Below are 16,988 nucleotides of genomic sequence, written 5' to 3'. Positions count from 1 at the left end.
CGAAGATTTCCGGGGGATTTTTCGATGATTCGTTCGTATCTTCATTGCTCTGCAGCAGTGTTGTTTGCGGCTTTGGCGGTCCTGCCGATGGTGGCATCTGCGGAGGAGGATAAGAGGATAAAGAGCGCTTGCTCGATCTCCGCCAGCCGTCGGTGGTGGTCCAGGCGCTCCATGACGCGGGCTACAAGGCCGAGCTCAAGACCAACAAGGCAGGCGAGCCCTATGTGTTGAGCGGAGCCAACGGGTCTTCCTTCACCATCGAATTTTACGGCTGCACCGGCGTGAAGGATTGCGGCTCCTATCAATTCTCGAGCTGGTATAAGGCCGAGCCGCTGTTCACGCCCGAACTCGCCAATGAATGGAATCGCGACAAGCGCTTTTTGAAGATCGTGGTCACCAAGGAGGGCACGCTCGACGAGTGGATGGATTTCTCCGCGATCGGCAAAACCACCTTCGCCAATTTTGCCGATATCGTCGACTGGTATCAGACGATGGACGCCGATCTCGCCAAGTTCCTCGACGAAAAGCGCGCGGCGGCGAAGAAGTAGCGGACAGTCGCGTGCCTGTGAGGGCTTAGCGTTCCCGCAAACGCGGCATGAGCTCGACGAAGTTACACGGCCGGTGGCGGCTGTCGAGCTGGCTCGCCAGGATGCCGTCCCACCCGTCCTTCACCGCGCCGGTCGAGCCCGGCAGCGCGAAGATATAGGTGCCGCGGGTGACGCAGGCGCAGGCGCGCGATTGCACGGTCGAGGTGCCGATCGACTGGAAACTGAGCCAGCGGAACAGTTCGCCAAAGCCCGGGATCATCTTGTCGGCAACGCGCTCGATCGCCTCGGGCGTCACGTCGCGCCCGGTCACGCCGGTGCCGCCGGTGGTGATGACGCAATCGACCTGCTCGTCATCGATCCAGCGATGCAGCGTGGCGACAATCAGATCGGCATCGTCGCGCACGATCTCGCGCGCGGCGAGGATATGGCCTGCCTCCTCCAGCCGTGCGACCAGCGTATCGCCCGAGCGATCCTCGGCAAGGCCGCGCGTGTCGGAGACGGTAAGGACGGCAATGCGGACGGGCTGGAAGGTCAGGCTTTCGTCAATCGGCACGGGCGATCGCTTGTCTCGAGGGGCTGGTCGCCGTGGTGCTCGCCATCGTGCGGCCCGAGGACGCACTTGATGTTAACCGCACCGCCGCAGCCCCCGGCAAACCAGGGAAGCGCGGCCACAGGCCCTGCGACAAAGCGGCACGGCTGACCGAGGCGGTCTTGCCGGTCTGCGCCTCATACACCCAATAGTTGCGCAGCACCGTAGTGACATAGCCGCGCGTCTCCCAGAACGGGATCGATTCGATGTAAAGCAACGGATCGCCGCCGTCGCGGGCCTGCGCGTTCCACGCCTCGACCGGCCCAGGCCCGGCGTTATAGGCCGCAATCACCTTGGGCAGCAGCCCGTCGGTGCAATGCTGGTCGCGCAATTGCTCGAGATAGCTTTGCCCGACCTCAAAATTGGTGCCGGGGCGGGAGAGGGCGCTGCGGTCGAAATTGCGGCCCTGCTTGCGCGCAATGTCGGTCGCGGCACCGGGACGCACTTGCATCAGGCCATAGGCACCGGCCGGGCTCACCACATCGGTGCGGAAGCGCGATTCCTGCAGCGTGTGCGCAAACACCAGCGCCTTGTCGACGCGCCAGCCGCCATCGGGTGCCCAATTGGGCGCGGGGAAGCGCGCCTCGACTGGCGGCGTCGCGCCGACCGGGCCATTGTGCGACAGCCAGATCAACGTGGCGGGAAGATCGAGTGCCGTCGTAAGGCGGACCAAAGCGGGATATTCGGCGGGGTCGCCGATCCGCGCTTGTTGCCGGATGACACTGTCGGCCAACCCGTTTTCGCCAATCTCGACCAAGGCCGCCGCAACGCGCACATTGGGGCGGCGACCAAGCGTCTGCCAGTCGCTCGCGACCACGGCCGCCATCGGGTGCGCGGCGGTTTCGCGAATGCCGAGCGCCTGGCGTGCCAGCAGCCCGTAAAACGTCTCGCGATATTGCGCCGCGTTCTTCAGCCGGTTCTCGACGCGATCGGGCCGCGCGCACTGCATGTCGGCGCGCGCCGCCCAATAGAGTGCCGCCGCGCGCAGGTCGACATCGCTGGCGCGCGCGGCAACGCCCTCGAACAGCGTGCCAGCGGCGGCGCAATCATGCTGCCGCCATGCCGCCAGCGCCCCGACCCACTGGCCCTCGACCGCGAAATCGCCATATCCGGCGGCGGCCTTCTGCGCCATCGCGCGGGCATTGCTGTCGTCACCCGCCAGGAAATACATCCAGGCGATCTTGCGCTGCCATTCGGTCTGCAGGTCGCTGGAAAGCCCCGGCGTCGCCTCGAGCAGCGCCTGCGCATCCGCCCCGCGATCTTCCTTGATCATCGGCTGCATCTTCAGCGCGAGTTCGACCGCGAGCAGATCGCCTTTGCCGAAGCTCTTCGCGCGCTTGCGGGCGGGCGCGCCGTCGATCCAGGTGAGCGCGCGTGCCTCGGGCAGCGGCGGCAACCCGACACCCCCGCGCGACGCGGCCATCGTCAGGATCTGCTTGGCCTGGGGCAGTTCGGGCGCACTGGCGAGCAGCTTCATCAACGGGTCGAGATCGGCCTTGGGCGAACCCTTGGCGGTCAGCAATTCCGCCTGCGCGATCGCGTGGAGCGGGCCGGGCTTGAGCGCGGCGAGCTGAAGCTGGGCGTCCTGCCATCTCTGGCTGCGGATGCTGGCGAAGACCGCGCGATAACCCTCGCGCTGCTCGACATCGAGCTGTGCGGGAATAACGCCGCGCGGACTGGCGGTTTCGATCGAGGCCGGCGGCTCCCCCGCCGCATGCGCGACACCGGGAACGGCGAGCGCCAAGGTGGCGACGACAGCCAGTCTAGCGCTCATGCGTCCAATCCTGCGATCAGCATCTGCAAATCCTTCCACGCGCGCGCCTTTTCGGCGGGCCGTTCCAGCAAGAGTCGCGGATGGAAACTGGCCACCACATCAACCGTGGTCCCACCCATGCCACCTTCGAGGTTAATTGCCTGCAAACTACCGCGGGCACGCGCGACGTCCATCCCGGTAAATCCACGACTGGGCGCATTCCCTAATAGGAGTACCCGTTTCGGGGCGACCAGCGCGACATGATGGCGCGCAATCTCGACCAGCCGCGCCTCGATTTCCGGCGCGATTCGGCCCGCCATCGGGCGCACCGAGCACATTGGCGCAAGGTACACCGATTCGCGATCCCGCCCGATCGCGGCCAGCATCCGGTCGAACAACCGCCCGACCGTGCCACTCAGCAGCACGCCGGTATCGCTATCGTCGCGATCGGGCACATCCACCAAAATCATGATGTCTGCGGCGGGATTGCCCGATGCCGCGATCGGATCGCCGCGCCACGCTGCTTCCGGCGCATCGGGACCAGTGCGCCACGCGAGGAACGCATCGAGCGTAACCGGTAGCGGCACGACGACCGGTGCCGCTACGGCGCGCGGGGCCGGGCGCTGTGGCTGGGTTTCGACCGGTGCAAGCGGGGTGGCGGTCCAGTCGCGCGCGTCCTCATCGACCAGCGTGTCGATGCCGACGTCGCGCCACCATTCCAGCGCGCTCGCCGCCGCCAAACGCCAATCGATATTCTGGTCAGCCCCCATGCGTTCCTTTAGACTCCTATGTTGACGTGAAGGTCAATTCGCTGGCACGCGGAGATGGACAGGACGTGCCGCGCGCGCGACGAGAATGCGCAGGTGGCGTCCGCGATGGAGACGAGATGTGAGCAGCCAAGAAACTGGGGCCGAAAACCACCGCGAATCCATGCCCTATGACGTCGTAATCGTCGGGGCTGGCCCTGCCGGCCTGTCGGCGGCGATCCGGCTGAAACAGGTTGCGGCCGAAAAGGGCGCGGACCTGTCGGTCTGCATCCTTGAAAAAGGCTCCGAAGTCGGCGCGCACATTTTGTCGGGCGCGGTCATCGATCCGCGCTCGCTCGATGAGCTGATCCCCGATTGGCGCGAAAAGGGCTGCCCGCTTGCCGAGGTGCCCGTCACCGACAACCAGCATTGGATGCTGTCCAAGACCGGCAAGGTCGCGGTGCCGCATTTCCTCACGCCGCCCTTCATGCACAATAAGGGCACCTATACCGGCAGCTTGGGCAATCTGTGCCGCTGGCTGGCGACTCAGGCCGAGGAGCTGGGCGTCGAGATTTTCCCGGGCTTTGCCGCTGCCGAGATTCTCTACAATGACGATGGCTCGGTAAAGGGCGTCGCCACCGGCGATATGGGCGTGGCGCGCGACGGCACGCACAAGCCCGATTATACGCCGGGCCTCGAAATCCACGCCAAATACACCTTCTTCGGGGAGGGCGTGCGCGGCCATCTGTCCAAGCAGATCATCCGCACCTTCGATCTGGCGAAGGACAGCCAGCCGCAGGTCTACGGCATCGGCATCAAGGAATTGTGGGACATCGCCCCCGAAAACCATGTGCCCGGCCGCGTGATCCACACCCAGGGCTGGCCGCTCAATGAGACCGAGGGCTCCAATGGCGGCGGCTTCCTGTATCACCAGGCCAATGGGCAGGTCGCGCTCGGTTTCGTCACCTGGCTCAGCTATTCCAACCCGTATCTGTCGCCCTTCCACGAAATGCAGCGCTGGAAGACCCATCCCAAGGTCGCCGAGATCCTGAAAGGTGCAAAGCGCGTGTCCTATGGCGCGCGCGCGATTAGCGATGGCGGCTTGCAGTCGATCCCCAAGCTGGTCTTCCCCGGCGGTGCGCTGATCGGCTGTTCGGCCGGTTTCCTCAACGTTCCGCGCATCAAGGGCACGCACACCGCGATGAAGAGCGGCATGATGGCGGCGGAAGCTGCGGTCGATGCGATCCTATCGCAGCGCCAGCATGATGAGCTGGCGGCGTACCCGGAGGCGTTCGAGGCGAGCTGGGTCAAGAAGGAGCTGTCGATCGTCCGCAACGTCGTGCCTTTGGTCGAAAAGTTCGGCGAGCTGATCGGTTCGGCGCTGGCGAACGTGACGATGTGGGCCGAATATATCGGCATCAAGATGCCCTTCACGATGAAGCACCACCCCAACAACGAAAGCCTGTGGCGCAAGGATCAGGTCAAGCCGATCGCCTATCCCAAGCCCGATGGCGTGCTGACCTTCGATCGTCTCTCCTCGGTGTTCATCTCGAACACCAATCACGAGGAGGACCAGCCCGTCCATTTGACGCTGAAGGACCCGAACATCCCGGTCGAATATGACCTGCCAATGTATGACGAGCCGGCGCAGCGTTATTGCCCGGCGGGCGTGTATGAAATCGTCGGGCAGGAAGAGGGCAACCCGAAGTTCGTCATCAACGCGCAGAATTGCGTCCATTGCAAGACCTGCGACATCAAGGACCCGACGCAGAACATCAACTGGGTGGTGCCGGAGGGCGGCGGCGGACCGAATTATCCGAATATGTGATGGGGGCGTTTCCCTCCGCAGGCTCGCATCGCTGTTTTCAACCGATGCGATCTTGCTCTAGGGGCTGCCGCCGATGATCACCGAAAACGCCCCCGCCAAGATCAACCTCGCGCTGCACGTCCGCGCGCGGCGCACCGATGGCTATCATGAGCTGGAAACGCTGTTCGCCTTTGTCGCCGATGGCGACACCGTTTCGCTGGAGCCAGGGCCGCTCTCGCTGACCATCACCGGCCCGTTTGCGGGTGGCCTGTCGGGCGAGGGCGACAATCTCGTCACGCGCGCCGCGCGCGCCTTTGCCGATCGCTTCGGCGTGCCCGTGGGCGGGGCCTTCACGCTCGACAAGCATTTGCCGGTCGCTTCGGGCATTGGCGGCGGCTCCGCCGATGCGGCGGCCGCCTTGCGCGCGCTGGCGCGGGCGCACGATGTCGCGACTGACGACCCGCGCCTGTTCGAGATTGCGGCGGCGCTTGGTTCGGACGTGCCGGCCTGCCTGCTTGGGCGCACCGCGATGGGGCAGGGGCGCGGCGAGCGGCTGGAAGCGCTTGCCGGGCTGGCGGATATGCCGACGTTGCTGGTGAACCCCGGCGTCGCCGTATCGACGGCGGCGGTGTTCAAGGCGTGGGATGGCGTCGATCGCGGCGCATTGCCGACCGGGGACGTGCTGGCGATGGCGCTCGAAGGGCGCAATGACCTGGAGGCACCGGCGCGCGCACTTGCGCCCGAAATCGACGCAGTGCTGGACGCGCTTGGCGAGGGCAATCCAGTGCTGGCGCGCATGTCGGGCTCGGGCGCGACCTGCTTTGCCCTCTATACGGATGAGGCGGAGCGCGCCGCCGCCGCGACGCGCATTCGTGCCGCCCAGCCGGGGTGGTGGTGTCTCGAAACGCGACTCGCATGACGCTCTCGCGCTCCATTTCGGGACAGACGATGCAGCGCGCTGTGCCGCAACGGCGGAAATGCGCGCTTGGCACTGGCCTTGCAGCGGTCGGATCGAACGGGTCCGCCGCCCCCAGCGGAGCGCCCGTTGATGGTCCACGGTCCCCCCGCGCGCCATCCATGCAGCGGGACGGCGCGGGCAACCGCGCCGTCCCCTCGTCGGCATGACCGGCCCGCGCATCCTGCCCGCAACCACGGGCGACATTCTGCTGATCTGCGATCACGCGTCGAACGCGGTGCCTGTCGGGGTCGAGCTCGGCATCGCGCCCGACTTGCTCGACAAACACATTGCGATCGATCTTGGCAGCGCCGCGCTGACCGAAGCGTTGGCGGAAGCGCTCGATGCACCGGCCATCCTTGCCAGCGTGTCGCGTCTGGTGATCGACCTCAACCGCCCGCTCGAGTCTCCGGGCTTGATCCCCGTCGCCAGCGATGGCCACGCCATTCCCGGCAATGCCATCGCCGAGCGCGACGACCGCATCGCTCGCTTTTATGTGCCTTATCACGAGGCCATCGACGCCGCGATCGCGGCGCGGCGACCGGTTCTGCTTGCGGCGATCCATAGCTTCACGCCACAGCTCGAAAGCGGGAGCGGCGCGGTTCGTCCCTGGGAAATCGGTATCCTGTCGAACAACGACCGTCGCGCCGCCGAGATCGCGCTGCCGCTGCTGAGGGCGCAGGGCCTGGTCACCGGCGACAATGAACCCTATTCGGGCCGCCTGCTCAACGCGACGCTCGACCGGCATGGGGAAGGCAACGGGATTGCCAGCCTTTCGATCGAAATCCGCAACGATCTGATCGCCGACGCGGGAGGGGTAGCCCGCTGGACCACGATCCTCGCGCCAATTTTGATCGAAATACGTAACAGACTTGCGTCGAACGGGGGTTTGGCGACATAGGCTTTCGCCATGACTCGCACCTTCGACAAAGCCAAGCTCCCCAGCCGTCACGTTTCGGTTGGTCCCGAACGCTCACCCCATCGCAGCTATTATTATGCGATGGGCATCGCCGAGGCGGACATCGCCAAGCCGTTCGTCGCGCTCGCCTCGGCTGGAAACAACTCCGCGCCGTGCAACACCAAGCTGGACGAACAGGCCGATGCCGCGCAGGCGGGCGTCATCACCGGCGGCGGAATGCCGCGCCGTTTCAACACCATCACCGTCACCGATGGCATCGCCATGGGGCATCAGGGGATGAAATCCTCGCTCGTCAGCCGCGAAGTGATCGCCGATTCGGTCGAGCTCAGCGTGCGCGGCCATTGCTATGACGCGCTCGTCGGCTTTGCCGGGTGCGACAAGTCGCTGCCGGGTATGATGATGGCGATGCTGCGCCTCAACGTGCCGAGCATCTTCGTCTATGGCGGATCGATCCTGCCCGGTCGCTTCCATGATCGCGACGTCACCGTCGTCGATGTGTTCGAGGCGGTCGGCCAATATGCGGCGGGCGGCTGTCCGCTGCAGGAACTGATCGAGCTCGAAAAGGTCGCGTGCCCCGGGCACGGCGCGTGCGGCGGGCAATTCACCGCGAACACGATGGCGTGCGTGGGTGAGGCGATCGGCCTGTCGCTGCCCAATTCCAACATGATGCCCGCCCCCTATCGCGGCCGCGACGAGATCGCGATCGCAGCGGGCGAGCAGGTGATGGAACTGATCGCGCGCAACATTCGCCCGCGCGACATCTGCACGCGCGAAGCCTTCATCAACGCAGCGCGCGTTGTCGCGGCGACGGGCGGATCGACCAACGCCGCCTTGCATCTGCCCGCGATGGCCAATGAAGCGGGCATCAACTTTGATTTGTTCGATGTGGCAGAGGCCTTTAAATCAACGCCTTATATCGCCGATCTCAAGCCCGGCGGTAAGTATGTCGCCAAGGATATGTATGAGGCGGGCGGTGTCTACATGCTGATGAAGACGATGCTCGAAGGCGGCTTCCTCGACGGCAATTGTCTGACCGTGACGGGCAAGACGCTCGGCGAGAATATCGATCAGGTCACCTGGAACCCCGACCAGAAGGTCATTTACGACGTCAAGGCACCGCTGTCGGCGACCGGCGGTGTGGTCGGTCTGCGCGGCACGCTCGCCCCCGATGGCGCGATCGTGAAGGTCGCGGGGATGCACCGGTTGCAGTTCACCGGCCCGGCCCGCGTGTTCGATTGTGAAGAGGATTGTTTCGCGGCGGTCGAGGCGCGCCAGATCAACGAGGGCGAAGTCATCATCATCCGCTATGAAGGCCCCAAGGGCGGCCCCGGCATGCGTGAGATGCTGTCGACCACCGCCGCGCTTTACGGTCTTGGGCTGGGTGAAAAGGTCGCGTTGATCACCGACGGTCGCTTCTCGGGCGGCACGCGCGGCTTCTGCATCGGCCATGTCGGGCCGGAAGCCGCCGAAGGCGGGCCAATCGGGCTGGTCGAAGACGGTGACATCATCCGCATCGATGCCGAAGCGGGCACGATCGACCTTGATGTCACCCCGGAAACGCTGGCCGCCCGCAAGGCGGCATGGGTGCCGCGCGTCAATGATTACCAGGCGGGCGCGCTGTGGCGCTATTCCCAGACGGTCGGGCCTGCCTATAAGGGCGCGGTCACGCACCCGGGAGCCAGCGCCGAAACTCATGTCTACGCGGATATCTAGTCTAATATTGCTGGCCTTTTCGCTCGCCGCGTGCGGCGAGCAACGCACCGACCACGCCACACTCGCCAAGATCGAGGCGGAGCAGCGCCAGGCGCGCGACGATAGCGGGAACATCGTCTGCGCGGAGCGCGGTTCCGCCGATTTCGCGCGGACCTGCACGGTCGACCGAAGCGAAACCGATGCCGGGCTGGTGCTGACCGTGCGCCACCCCGACGGGGCGTTCCACCGCTTGTTGGTGACCAAGGACGGGCGCGGCGTCATCGCTGCGGACGGCGCGGAGACGGCCGTGGTGACGATCATTGCCAATGGCGAGATCGAGGTCGCTTTGGGCGGGGACCGCTATCGTCTCCCCGCCACCGTCAAAAGCAAGGCCGCGGCCGCCTCATGACCCCCATTGCAGGGCAGCCGATCCTGACCGCCGCCGAAATGCGCGCGGCGGAACAGCGCGCGATCGATGCGGGAGCCAGCGTTGCCGCGCTGATGGAGCGCGCCGGGGCGGGCGTGGCTGAGGCGGTGCGGCGGCTGGCGGGGGATGCACCGGTGCTGGTGCTGTGCGGACCGGGCAATAATGGCGGCGACGGCTATGTCGCGGCGCGGATTCTGCGCGCGAACGGCGTCGCGGTACGCGTGGCGGCGACGGGGGCTCCGACGAGCGAGGCCGCCATTCAAGCACGCGGCGGCTGGGATGGGGCGGTTGAAGCGCTTGGCGATGCCGCGCCTGCGCCGGTTGTGCTCGATGCCATTTTCGGGACGGGGCTGTCGCGGCGGGTCGACGATGCCATTGCGGCACCGCTGGCTGCGCTGGTGCAGGCGGCGCGGCTTTCGATCACGGTCGATGTGCCGACCGGCCTCGCCACCGACACGGGCGAGGCGCTGATCGATACTGTCAGCCGCTTCGATATCACGCTCGCACTGGGTGCGTTGAAACCCGTGCATGTGCTTGCTGCATCTGCTGAAACTTGTGGAACCGTGCGGTTGGTGGAGATCGGCCTGGAGACACGCAGCGCTGCGCGCGCGACGGTGATCGATCGCCCCACGCTGCGAGCGCCCGGCAGCGACAGCACCAAATATACGCGCGGGATGGTGGCGGTGGTCGGCGGGATCATGCCCGGAGCCGCCGCGCTCGCTTCGGAGGCGGCGATGCGGGCCGGGGCGGGCTATGTGCTGTTGCTGTCGGACACGCTGCCGGCCAACACGCCGCACGCGCTGGTGCGTCGAGCCTGGGCACCGGACGCGCTTGCGGACGCGCGGATCGGAGTGATCCTGATCGGCCCCGGTCTCGGGCGCGACGATGCGGCGCGATCCAAGCTCGCAGTGGCTTTGGCAAGCGATCGCCCGCTGGTGCTCGATGGCGATGCGCTGCATTTGCTGGACGGACGGACCTTTCATGATCGGAAAGCGCCGACGATCCTGACCCCGCATGGCGGCGAATTTGTTGCGGCGTTCGGCGCGTGGAGCGGCAGCAAGATCGAGGCGGCACGGTCCGCCGCAGCCTCATCGGGGGCGGTGGTGGTGTTCAAGGGCGCGGACACGGTCATCGCTGATCCCGATGGCAGCGTGGTGATGGCTCCGCATGGCTCGTCCTGGCTTTCGACCGCAGGCACGGGTGACGTGCTGGCGGGGGCGGTCGCCGCGTTGGCGGCAAGCGATTCGCCGCTGGGGACGCCAGCGCGCGCGGCGGCAGCGGTGTGGATGCACGGCGCGGCCGCGCGGCGGTTGGGCGGGGCGTTTCTGGCGGACGACTTGGCGCGTGAAATATCGGTAATAAGGGCGGCGTTGTGAGCGATGTGATTGTTCGGGTGGCCGCGCGCGGCGACGGTGTCACCGCCGATGGTCGCCATGCTGCCTTCGCCGCGCCGGGCGATACGCTGACGCCCGACAATCTCGTGATTCCGGGGCCGCGCCACCAGACGCCGCCATGCCGCCACTTTCCGGTGTGCGGTGGGTGCCAGCTCCAGCATCTCGATGACGCAAGCTATGCCGATTTCCTCACCGATCGCATATCGGGTGCCCTCGCCGCCCAGGGGCTGACGGCACCGCTTCGACCGCCTTCACTGTCCCCCGACCGCACGCGGCGGCGTGCGGCGCTCCATGCCGAGGTCAAGGGCGGTGCGGTCCGGTTGGGGTTCAGCGAACCCGCCAGCCATGCGATCGTCGATGTGCAGGAATGCTGGATCCTGACGCCTGCGCTGTTCGCGGTGCTGGCGCCCTTGCGCAAACTGCTCGCGCGGGCACTGAAGGGGCGGGCGCGGCTGCATTTGACCGAGGTCGATCAGGGCATCGATCTGCTGATCGAGGGCAAGCTGGCCGAGGGGCTGGCGATTGCCGAAGGGATCACGGCGTTTTGCGGCACGCACGGTATTGCGCGCTTGGCGGTCGATGACGGGATCGGCCCCGAAACGCGCTGGGAGCCTGAGGCGGTGACGATCACGCTCGGTGGTGTGGCGGTGCCCTTTCCCTCGGGCAGCTTCCTGCAAGCGACGCGCGAGGGCGAGGCGAGCCTGGTTGCGGCGGTGCGCGAGGCAATTGGCGCAGTGCGGGTGAGCGCGGATCTGTTCGCCGGGCTGGGCACGCTGGCGCTGTCGCTGCCGGGCAAGGTGTATGCTGCCGAGGCTGGGCGCGATGCGATCTTCGCGTTGAAGGCGGGCGCGGCGCAGGCGGGCCGGGCGGTGTTCGCCGAGCATCGCGACCTGTTCCGGCGTCCGTTGACGAGTGCGGAATGCGACCGGTTCGAGGCGATCGTGCTCGATCCGCCGCGTGCGGGTGCGCGCGAACAGGTGACGCAACTGGCGGCATCAAAGGTGCCGGTGATCGCCTATGTTTCGTGCAATCCCAGTAGCTTTGCGCGCGATGCGGAGATTTTGTGCAAGGGTGGTTACACGCTCGATTGGGTGCAGCCGGTCGGCCAGTTCCGCTGGTCGACCCATGCCGAGTTAGCGGCCCGCTTCAGCCGATAGCCATCAAGGATAATCGGCCCGCAGGAAGTACAGGCCGTCGGGCGGGGCGTTGAAGCCGAGTGCGGTGCGGTCGCGGGCTTCGAGCGCGGTGGTCATGTCGTCGGGGCTCCATTTGCCCTCGCCGACCAGCGCGAGACAGCCGACCATCGAGCGCACCTGATGATGCAGGAAGGAGCGCGCCGAGGCGAACACGCTGATCCGCTCGCCTTTCGCCACCACATCGAGCCGGTCGAGCGTGCGCAGCGGGCTGTCGGCCTGGCAATGCGCCGAGCGAAAGGTGGTGAAGTCATGCCGCCCGACCAGCCGCGCGGCACCGTCCGCCATTGCCGCGACATCGAGCGGGGCGGGGATGCGCCATGCCAGCCCGCGCTCGACTGTCAGCGGCGCGCGGCGGGTGACGATGCGGAACTCATAATGCCGCCCGATGCATGAAAAGCGCGCGTGCCAGTCATCGGGAACGATCTCGCAGTCGAGGATCGCGATCGGGTCTGGCCGTAACTTGGCGTTGAGCGCCTCCATCAGCCGGAACGGGGTGAAGTTCCGCGTCAGGTCGAGATGCGCGCGCATACCGAGGCCGTGAACGCCGGCATCGGTGCGACCGGCGGCATGGACGGCGATCTCCTCGCCGGTGATGGATTGCGCGGCGCGTTCGATCGCGGTCTGCACGCTCGCCCCGTGGCGCTGGCGCTGCCAGCCCATATAGGGGCGTCCGTCGAACTCGACCGTCAGCGCGAACCGCGTCAAAGCTGTGTGCCTGCAGGGATGGAGAAGCCGCGCAAGAGTTCGTCGGTGGTCATGACGCCACGCCCGGCGCGTTGCAGCAAGGTCGGGCGGATCGCGCCGGTGGCGCAGGCGATGGTTAGAAGCGTGTCGAGCACCTCTCCTGCTCGCTGGTGGGGAGAGGGCCGGGGAGAGGGGCTGTGCGCATCGTCAGCGTTCTGCTGGACTGCCCCTCTCCCGACCTCGCTGCGCTCGGCCACCCTCTCCTCGCTTGCGGGGAGAGGGAGAAGGTCTGCTGCCAGCACTTTGATGCGCTCGCCCTGAAACTCGAAGAACGCGCCGGGCACCGGGTTGAAGGCGCGCACTTGCCGCTCGACCGCGTCGGCGGGTTGCGTCCAGTCGATGCGCGCTTCGGCCTTGTCGATCTTGGCGGCATAGGTGACGCCGTCCTCGGGCTGCACCGCGGGCGGATAGGCGGCGAAGTCGCCCAGCACCTGCACCATCAGCCGTGCGCCCATCGCGCTCAATTCGTCGGTCAGCGCGCCTGCGGTCTTGCCGTCGATCGCGGTCGCGTCGCGCAGCAGCACCGGTCCGGTGTCGAGCCCGGCCTCCATCTGCATGATGCACACGCCGGTTTCGCCGTCGCCCGCGAGGATCGCGCGCTGGATGGGGGCCGCCCCGCGCCACCGTGGCAGCAGCGAGGCGTGGACGTTGAGGCACCCGCGCGCAGGGGCATCGAGGACCGCGCGCGGCAGGATCAATCCATAAGCCGCAACCACCGCGACATCGGCTCCGAAGGCGGTAAATTCAGCCTGCGCCTCGGCGTCGCGCAGCGTGAACGGCGTGCGCACCGCAATGCCGAGCGCCTCGGCGCGGGCCTGGACCGGGGAGGGGGTGAGCGCCTTGCCCCGCCCGGCGCGGCGCGGGGGCTGGCTGTACGACGCCACGACATCATGCCCGGCATCGACCAAGGCTTGCAGCACCGGCACCGAGAAGTCCGGGGTTCCCATGAAAATGATCCGCATGGCGGCGCTTTGCGATCGAGGGCCCGCAAACACAAGCCCCGTCACCCCGGCGCAGGCCGGGGCCGCTGGGTCGGGTGCGCGGCGATCGTTTTCAGCGCCACGGGACGGCCCCGGCCTGCGCCGGGGTGACGAACGCGGCGCAACCCCCTATCTGTTCTCCATGGCCTCTCCCGAAATCGAAGCGCTGACACAGGCCCTCGCCAAATTGCCAGGGCTGGGGCCGCGCTCCGCCCGACGTGCGGTGCTGCACTTGCTGAAGAAGCGCGAGGCGGCGCTGGGGCCGTTGCTGAGTGCGTTGATGGCGGTTGAGGAACGGCTCTCAACCTGTTCGATTTGCGGCAATATCGATACCACCAATCCCTGTGGCGTGTGCGCCGATCCGCGCCGCGATGCGCGCGCGCTGTGCGTGGTGGAGGAGGTGGCCGATCTATGGGCGCTCGATCGGTCGCGGCTGTTTCCGGGGCGGTTTCATGTGCTAGGCGGGAGATTGTCGGCGCTGGAGGGCGTGCGACCCGAGGATCTCGCCATCGATTCGCTGGTACGCCGCATTGCTGAGGGCGGGATCGACGAGGTGGTGCTGGCGATGAATGCGACGTTGGAGGGGCAGACCACGGCACATTACATTATCGAGCGGATCGAGCGGTTTCCGGTGCGCATCACCCAATTGGCGCACGGCCTGCCGGTGGGCGGCGAACTCGATTATCTCGATGAAGGCACGCTGGCCCAGGCACTGCGCGCGCGCCGACCGGTGGGGTAATTTAAGAAGATTGGGTTCGCGCAGAGGCGCAGAGGACGCAGAGATGGCCTTCTCCGCGTCCTCTGCGCCTCTGCGCGAACCACTCTTTCTTTTTCTTGAGCGCTGCCGCGCGGAGAAGAACGAAACTTGACGGACGGCTGTTGCTTTCCTAGCTCGAAGGAATGGCTGTCCTAGAAATCCTTGAAGTTCCGCATCCTGGCCTCCGCGCCGTCGCCAAGCCCGTCGAAACGGTGGACGATAGCGTTCGCAAGATCGTGTCCGACATGTTCGACACGATGTACGCCGCGCGCGGGATCGGTCTCGCCGCGACGCAGGTTGCGATCGAGCAGCGCATTGTCGTGATCGACCTGCAGGAGCCCGAAAGCGATGCGGAAGATGCCAAGCCGGTGCGCAAGCCGCTGGTCTATATCAACCCGGAATTGCTGTCGCTGAGCGAGGAAACCTCCTTCTATAACGAAGGCTGCCTGTCGATCCCCGAGCAATATGCCGAGGTCGAGCGCCCGACGCGCTGCCGCGCCACCTGGCTCGACGAGCAGGGTGAACGCCACGAGGCCGATTTTGACGGTTTGCTGGCGACGGCGTTGCAGCATGAGATCGACCATCTGAACGGCGTGCTGTTCATCGACCATATCTCCAAGCTGAAGCGCGATATGCTGCTCAAAAAGCTGGCGAAGCAGCGCAAGGCGGCTTGACCGATTCTCCCTCTCCCCTTCAGGGGGAGGGTCGGGGAGAGAGGCAGTAACAACCGTTGCGGTCTAGACTGCCGCTCTTCCGCGCTTCGGCTTCGCCTAGCTTGCCCTTTCCCCTGAAGGGGAGAGGGAGAGGTTAGAACAGCCCTTCAATCTCGCCCCCGGCCCCGAACCGGATCCCCTCCGCCGCCGGAACGCGCGGCAGGCCGGGCATGGTCATGATCTCCCCGCAGATTGCCACGACGAAGCCGGCACCCGCGCTCAATCGCACCTCGCGCACCGGCACGACATGGCCGGTCGGCGCGCCGAGCTTGGCCGGGTCGGTCGAGAAGCTGTACTGCGTCTTCGCCATGCATACCGGCAAATGACCGAAACCCGCAGCTTCCCAGCGGGCGAGCTGCGCGTGGACCGAGGCATCGGCAATCGCTTCTTCCGCGCGGTAGATGCGGGTGGCGACGGTGTTGATCTTGTCGAACAGCGATAGTTCGTCCGAATAGAGCGGCGCGAACTGACCGGCATTGTGGTCGCACAGCGCCACCACCGCCTCGGCCAGTGCTTCGGCCCCGGTGCCGCCCTCGGCCCAATGCGTACATAGCACCGCGTTGCAGCCCTGCTCGGCGGCAATCTGCTCGATCACCGCAAATTCATCGGGGGTATCGCCATCGAAGCGGTTGACCGCCACCACCACCGGCACCCCGAAGGCTCGGACATTCTCGATATGGCGGGCGAGATTGACGCCACCGCGTCGCACCGCCTCCGCATCGGGCGCGCCGAGATCGGCCTTGGCGACGCCGCCATGCATCTTCAGCGCGCGCACCGTCGCCACGATCACCGCGGCGGCGGGCTTCAAGGCGGCCTGGCGGCACTTGATGTCGAAGAACTTTTCCGCGCCGAGATCGGCGCCGAACCCGGCCTCGGTCACCACATAATCGGCGAGGCCCAGCGCGGTGCGCGTGGCGATCACCGAATTGCAGCCATGCGCGATATTGGCGAACGGGCCGCCGTGGATGAGGGCAGGGGTGCCCTCCAGCGTCTGGACGAGGTTGGGCTTGATCGCCTGTGCCAGCAACACCGCCATCGCGCCATCGGCCTTGAGGTCACGCGCGGTTACCGGCCGCCGGTCGCGCGTATAGGCGACGACGATTCGCCCTAGCCGGGCTTCCAGATCGTGTAAGTCACTGGCCAGGCACAGAATTGCCATCACCTCGGACGCGACGGTAATGTCGAACCCGCTTTCGCGCGGGTAGCCATTGGCGGGCCCGCCGAGCGACTGGGCGATGTCGCGCAAGGCCCGGTCGTTCATGTCGAGCACGCGCCGCCACACGATCCGCCGCACGTCGATATCGAGCGCATTGCCCCAATGGACATGGTTGTCGATCATCGCGGCCAGCAAATTGTGCGCGCTGGTGATCGCATGGAAATCGCCGGTGAAATGGAGGTTGATGTCCTCCATCGGCACCACTTGCGCATAGCCGCCGCCGGTCGCGCCGCCCTTGGTGCCGAAACAGGGACCAAGCGACGGTTCGCGCAGCGCCAGCATCGTCTTGCGCCCGGTGCGGTTCAGCGCATCGGCGAGGCCGACCGACGTTGTCGACTTGCCTTCGCCCGCCGGGGTCGGGCTAATGGCGGTGACCAGGATCAGGCGGCCTTGCGCGGTTGACGCGGGGAGGCGCGAAAGGTCGATCTTGGCCTTGAAATGACCATAGGGTTCAACCGCTTCGGACGGGATTCCGCCACGTTGGGCGATCTGCCCGATCGGTTGCAGGGTGGCGGCGCGCGAGATCGCAATGTCAGACAGCATGATACTGCC

16 protein-coding genes are annotated in these 16,988 nt (G+C 66.4%); 10 read left to right on the top strand and 6 right to left on the bottom strand.

Annotation, left to right across the window (positions count from 1 at the left end; genetic code table 11):
* Positions 1–128: 128 nt before the first annotated feature.
* A complete protein-coding gene (locus tag ACP7BY_RS00995; RefSeq protein ID WP_052192473.1) occupies positions 129–548 on the top strand; it encodes a YbjN domain-containing protein in 420 nt (139 codons plus the stop codon).
* 25 nt (positions 549–573) lie between these two features.
* Here ACP7BY_RS00995 and moaB read toward each other — a convergent pair whose 3' ends face one another.
* The 3 genes from moaB to ACP7BY_RS00980 are packed head-to-tail and all read right to left on the bottom strand — an operon-like array spanning position 574 to position 3,660.
* Complete coding sequence (gene moaB, locus ACP7BY_RS00990) at positions 574–1,101, bottom strand: molybdenum cofactor biosynthesis protein B (protein WP_033966371.1); 528 nt, start codon at positions 1,099–1,101, stop codon at positions 574–576.
* Positions 1,091–2,911, bottom strand: coding sequence for a lytic transglycosylase domain-containing protein (locus ACP7BY_RS00985; protein ID WP_137902571.1), 1,821 nt, complete (start codon positions 2,909–2,911; stop codon positions 1,091–1,093). Before ACP7BY_RS00985 ends, moaB begins: the two co-directional genes overlap by 11 nt.
* Positions 2,908–3,660, bottom strand: a complete 753-nt coding sequence (locus tag ACP7BY_RS00980; protein ID WP_033966370.1) for a uracil-DNA glycosylase — start codon at positions 3,658–3,660, stop codon at positions 2,908–2,910. The genes ACP7BY_RS00985 and ACP7BY_RS00980 overlap by 4 nt, the downstream gene beginning before the upstream one ends.
* A gap of 160 nt (positions 3,661–3,820) precedes the next feature.
* On the opposite strand from ACP7BY_RS00980, the gene ACP7BY_RS00975 reads away from it, so the two are divergent.
* The 7 genes from ACP7BY_RS00975 (at position 3,821) to ACP7BY_RS00945 (ending at position 11,987) form a co-directional block, all read left to right on the top strand.
* A complete protein-coding gene (locus tag ACP7BY_RS00975) occupies positions 3,821–5,464 on the top strand; it encodes an electron transfer flavoprotein-ubiquinone oxidoreductase (RefSeq protein WP_033966396.1) in 1,644 nt (547 codons plus the stop codon).
* 73 nt (positions 5,465–5,537) lie between these two features.
* Positions 5,538–6,362 (top strand): 4-(cytidine 5'-diphospho)-2-C-methyl-D-erythritol kinase, encoded by an 825-nt coding sequence (locus ACP7BY_RS00970; protein WP_137902572.1) that lies wholly within the window; start codon positions 5,538–5,540, stop codon positions 6,360–6,362.
* A gap of 202 nt (positions 6,363–6,564) precedes the next feature.
* Entirely contained in the window at positions 6,565–7,299 is a 735-nt protein-coding gene (locus ACP7BY_RS00965; protein ID WP_033966915.1) for an N-formylglutamate amidohydrolase, read from the top strand.
* A 9-nt stretch (positions 7,300–7,308) separates the two neighbouring features.
* On the top strand, positions 7,309–9,030 hold the full coding sequence (gene ilvD, locus ACP7BY_RS00960; protein WP_137902573.1) for a dihydroxy-acid dehydratase: 1,722 nt from the start codon (positions 7,309–7,311) through the stop codon (positions 9,028–9,030).
* Positions 9,031–9,037: 7 nt separating this feature from the next.
* On the top strand, positions 9,038–9,418 hold the full coding sequence (locus ACP7BY_RS00955; RefSeq protein WP_231565327.1) for a hypothetical protein: 381 nt from the start codon (positions 9,038–9,040) through the stop codon (positions 9,416–9,418).
* Positions 9,415–10,812, top strand: coding sequence for an NAD(P)H-hydrate dehydratase (locus tag ACP7BY_RS00950; protein ID WP_137902574.1), 1,398 nt, complete (start codon positions 9,415–9,417; stop codon positions 10,810–10,812). Before ACP7BY_RS00955 ends, ACP7BY_RS00950 begins: the two co-directional genes overlap by 4 nt.
* Positions 10,809–11,987: a class I SAM-dependent RNA methyltransferase gene (locus ACP7BY_RS00945; protein WP_137902575.1), complete on the top strand. Its 1,179-nt coding sequence runs from the start codon at positions 10,809–10,811 to the stop codon at positions 11,985–11,987. Before ACP7BY_RS00950 ends, ACP7BY_RS00945 begins: the two co-directional genes overlap by 4 nt.
* A 3-nt stretch (positions 11,988–11,990) precedes the next feature.
* Here ACP7BY_RS00945 and truA read toward each other — a convergent pair whose 3' ends face one another.
* Positions 11,991–12,731, bottom strand: coding sequence for a tRNA pseudouridine(38-40) synthase TruA (truA, locus tag ACP7BY_RS00940; protein ID WP_033966913.1), 741 nt, complete (start codon positions 12,729–12,731; stop codon positions 11,991–11,993).
* Positions 12,728–13,732 carry a methionyl-tRNA formyltransferase gene (fmt, locus tag ACP7BY_RS00935; protein ID WP_137902576.1) on the bottom strand — a complete coding sequence of 335 codons (1,005 nt, stop codon included), beginning with the start codon at positions 13,730–13,732 and terminating at the stop codon, positions 12,728–12,730. Before fmt ends, truA begins: the two co-directional genes overlap by 4 nt.
* Positions 13,733–13,892: 160 nt before the next feature.
* On the opposite strand from fmt, the gene recR reads away from it, so the two are divergent.
* Together recR and def are read left to right on the top strand one after the other, a co-directional pair.
* Positions 13,893–14,489, top strand: a complete 597-nt coding sequence (gene recR, locus ACP7BY_RS00930) for a recombination mediator RecR (RefSeq protein ID WP_010403262.1) — start codon at positions 13,893–13,895, stop codon at positions 14,487–14,489.
* A gap of 161 nt (positions 14,490–14,650) precedes the next feature.
* Complete coding sequence (def, locus tag ACP7BY_RS00925; RefSeq protein ID WP_033966977.1) at positions 14,651–15,181, top strand: peptide deformylase; 531 nt, start codon at positions 14,651–14,653, stop codon at positions 15,179–15,181.
* Between the two features lie 133 nt (positions 15,182–15,314).
* On the opposite strand, the gene ACP7BY_RS00920 is transcribed toward def, so the two are convergent.
* Positions 15,315–16,979 (bottom strand): formate--tetrahydrofolate ligase, encoded by a 1,665-nt coding sequence (locus tag ACP7BY_RS00920; RefSeq protein ID WP_137902577.1) that lies wholly within the window; start codon positions 16,977–16,979, stop codon positions 15,315–15,317.
* Positions 16,980–16,988: the final 9 nt, after the last annotated feature.

It is taken from the genome of Sphingomonas sp. PSPC2-2, assembly GCF_049897725.1.
Classification (GTDB): domain Bacteria; phylum Pseudomonadota; class Alphaproteobacteria; order Sphingomonadales; family Sphingomonadaceae; genus Sphingomonas.
Note: the sequence above shows the minus strand (reverse complement) of the source record. Positions and strands in the feature narration are given on the sequence as shown.

Excerpts from the sequence above, each read along its gene's own strand:
- ACP7BY_RS00985 (WP_137902571.1), bottom strand. The coding sequence starts at position 2,911 with ATGAGCGCTAGACTGGCTGTCGTCGCCACCTTGGCGCTCGCCGTTCCC.
- ACP7BY_RS00980 (WP_033966370.1), bottom strand. The coding sequence starts at position 3,660 with ATGGGGGCTGACCAGAATATCGATTGGCGTTTGGCGGCGGCGAGCGCG.
- ACP7BY_RS00975 (WP_033966396.1), top strand. The coding sequence starts at position 3,821 with ATGCCCTATGACGTCGTAATCGTCGGGGCTGGCCCTGCCGGCCTGTCG.
- ACP7BY_RS00970 (WP_137902572.1), top strand. The coding sequence starts at position 5,538 with ATGATCACCGAAAACGCCCCCGCCAAGATCAACCTCGCGCTGCACGTC.
- ACP7BY_RS00965 (WP_033966915.1), top strand. The coding sequence starts at position 6,565 with ATGACCGGCCCGCGCATCCTGCCCGCAACCACGGGCGACATTCTGCTG.
- ilvD (WP_137902573.1), top strand. The coding sequence starts at position 7,309 with ATGACTCGCACCTTCGACAAAGCCAAGCTCCCCAGCCGTCACGTTTCG.
- ACP7BY_RS00950 (WP_137902574.1), top strand. The coding sequence starts at position 9,415 with ATGACCCCCATTGCAGGGCAGCCGATCCTGACCGCCGCCGAAATGCGC.
- fmt (WP_137902576.1), bottom strand. The coding sequence starts at position 13,732 with ATGCGGATCATTTTCATGGGAACCCCGGACTTCTCGGTGCCGGTGCTG.
- recR (WP_010403262.1), top strand. The coding sequence starts at position 13,893 with ATGGCCTCTCCCGAAATCGAAGCGCTGACACAGGCCCTCGCCAAATTG.
- def (WP_033966977.1), top strand. The coding sequence starts at position 14,651 with ATGGCTGTCCTAGAAATCCTTGAAGTTCCGCATCCTGGCCTCCGCGCC.
- ACP7BY_RS00920 (WP_137902577.1), bottom strand. The coding sequence starts at position 16,979 with ATGCTGTCTGACATTGCGATCTCGCGCGCCGCCACCCTGCAACCGATC.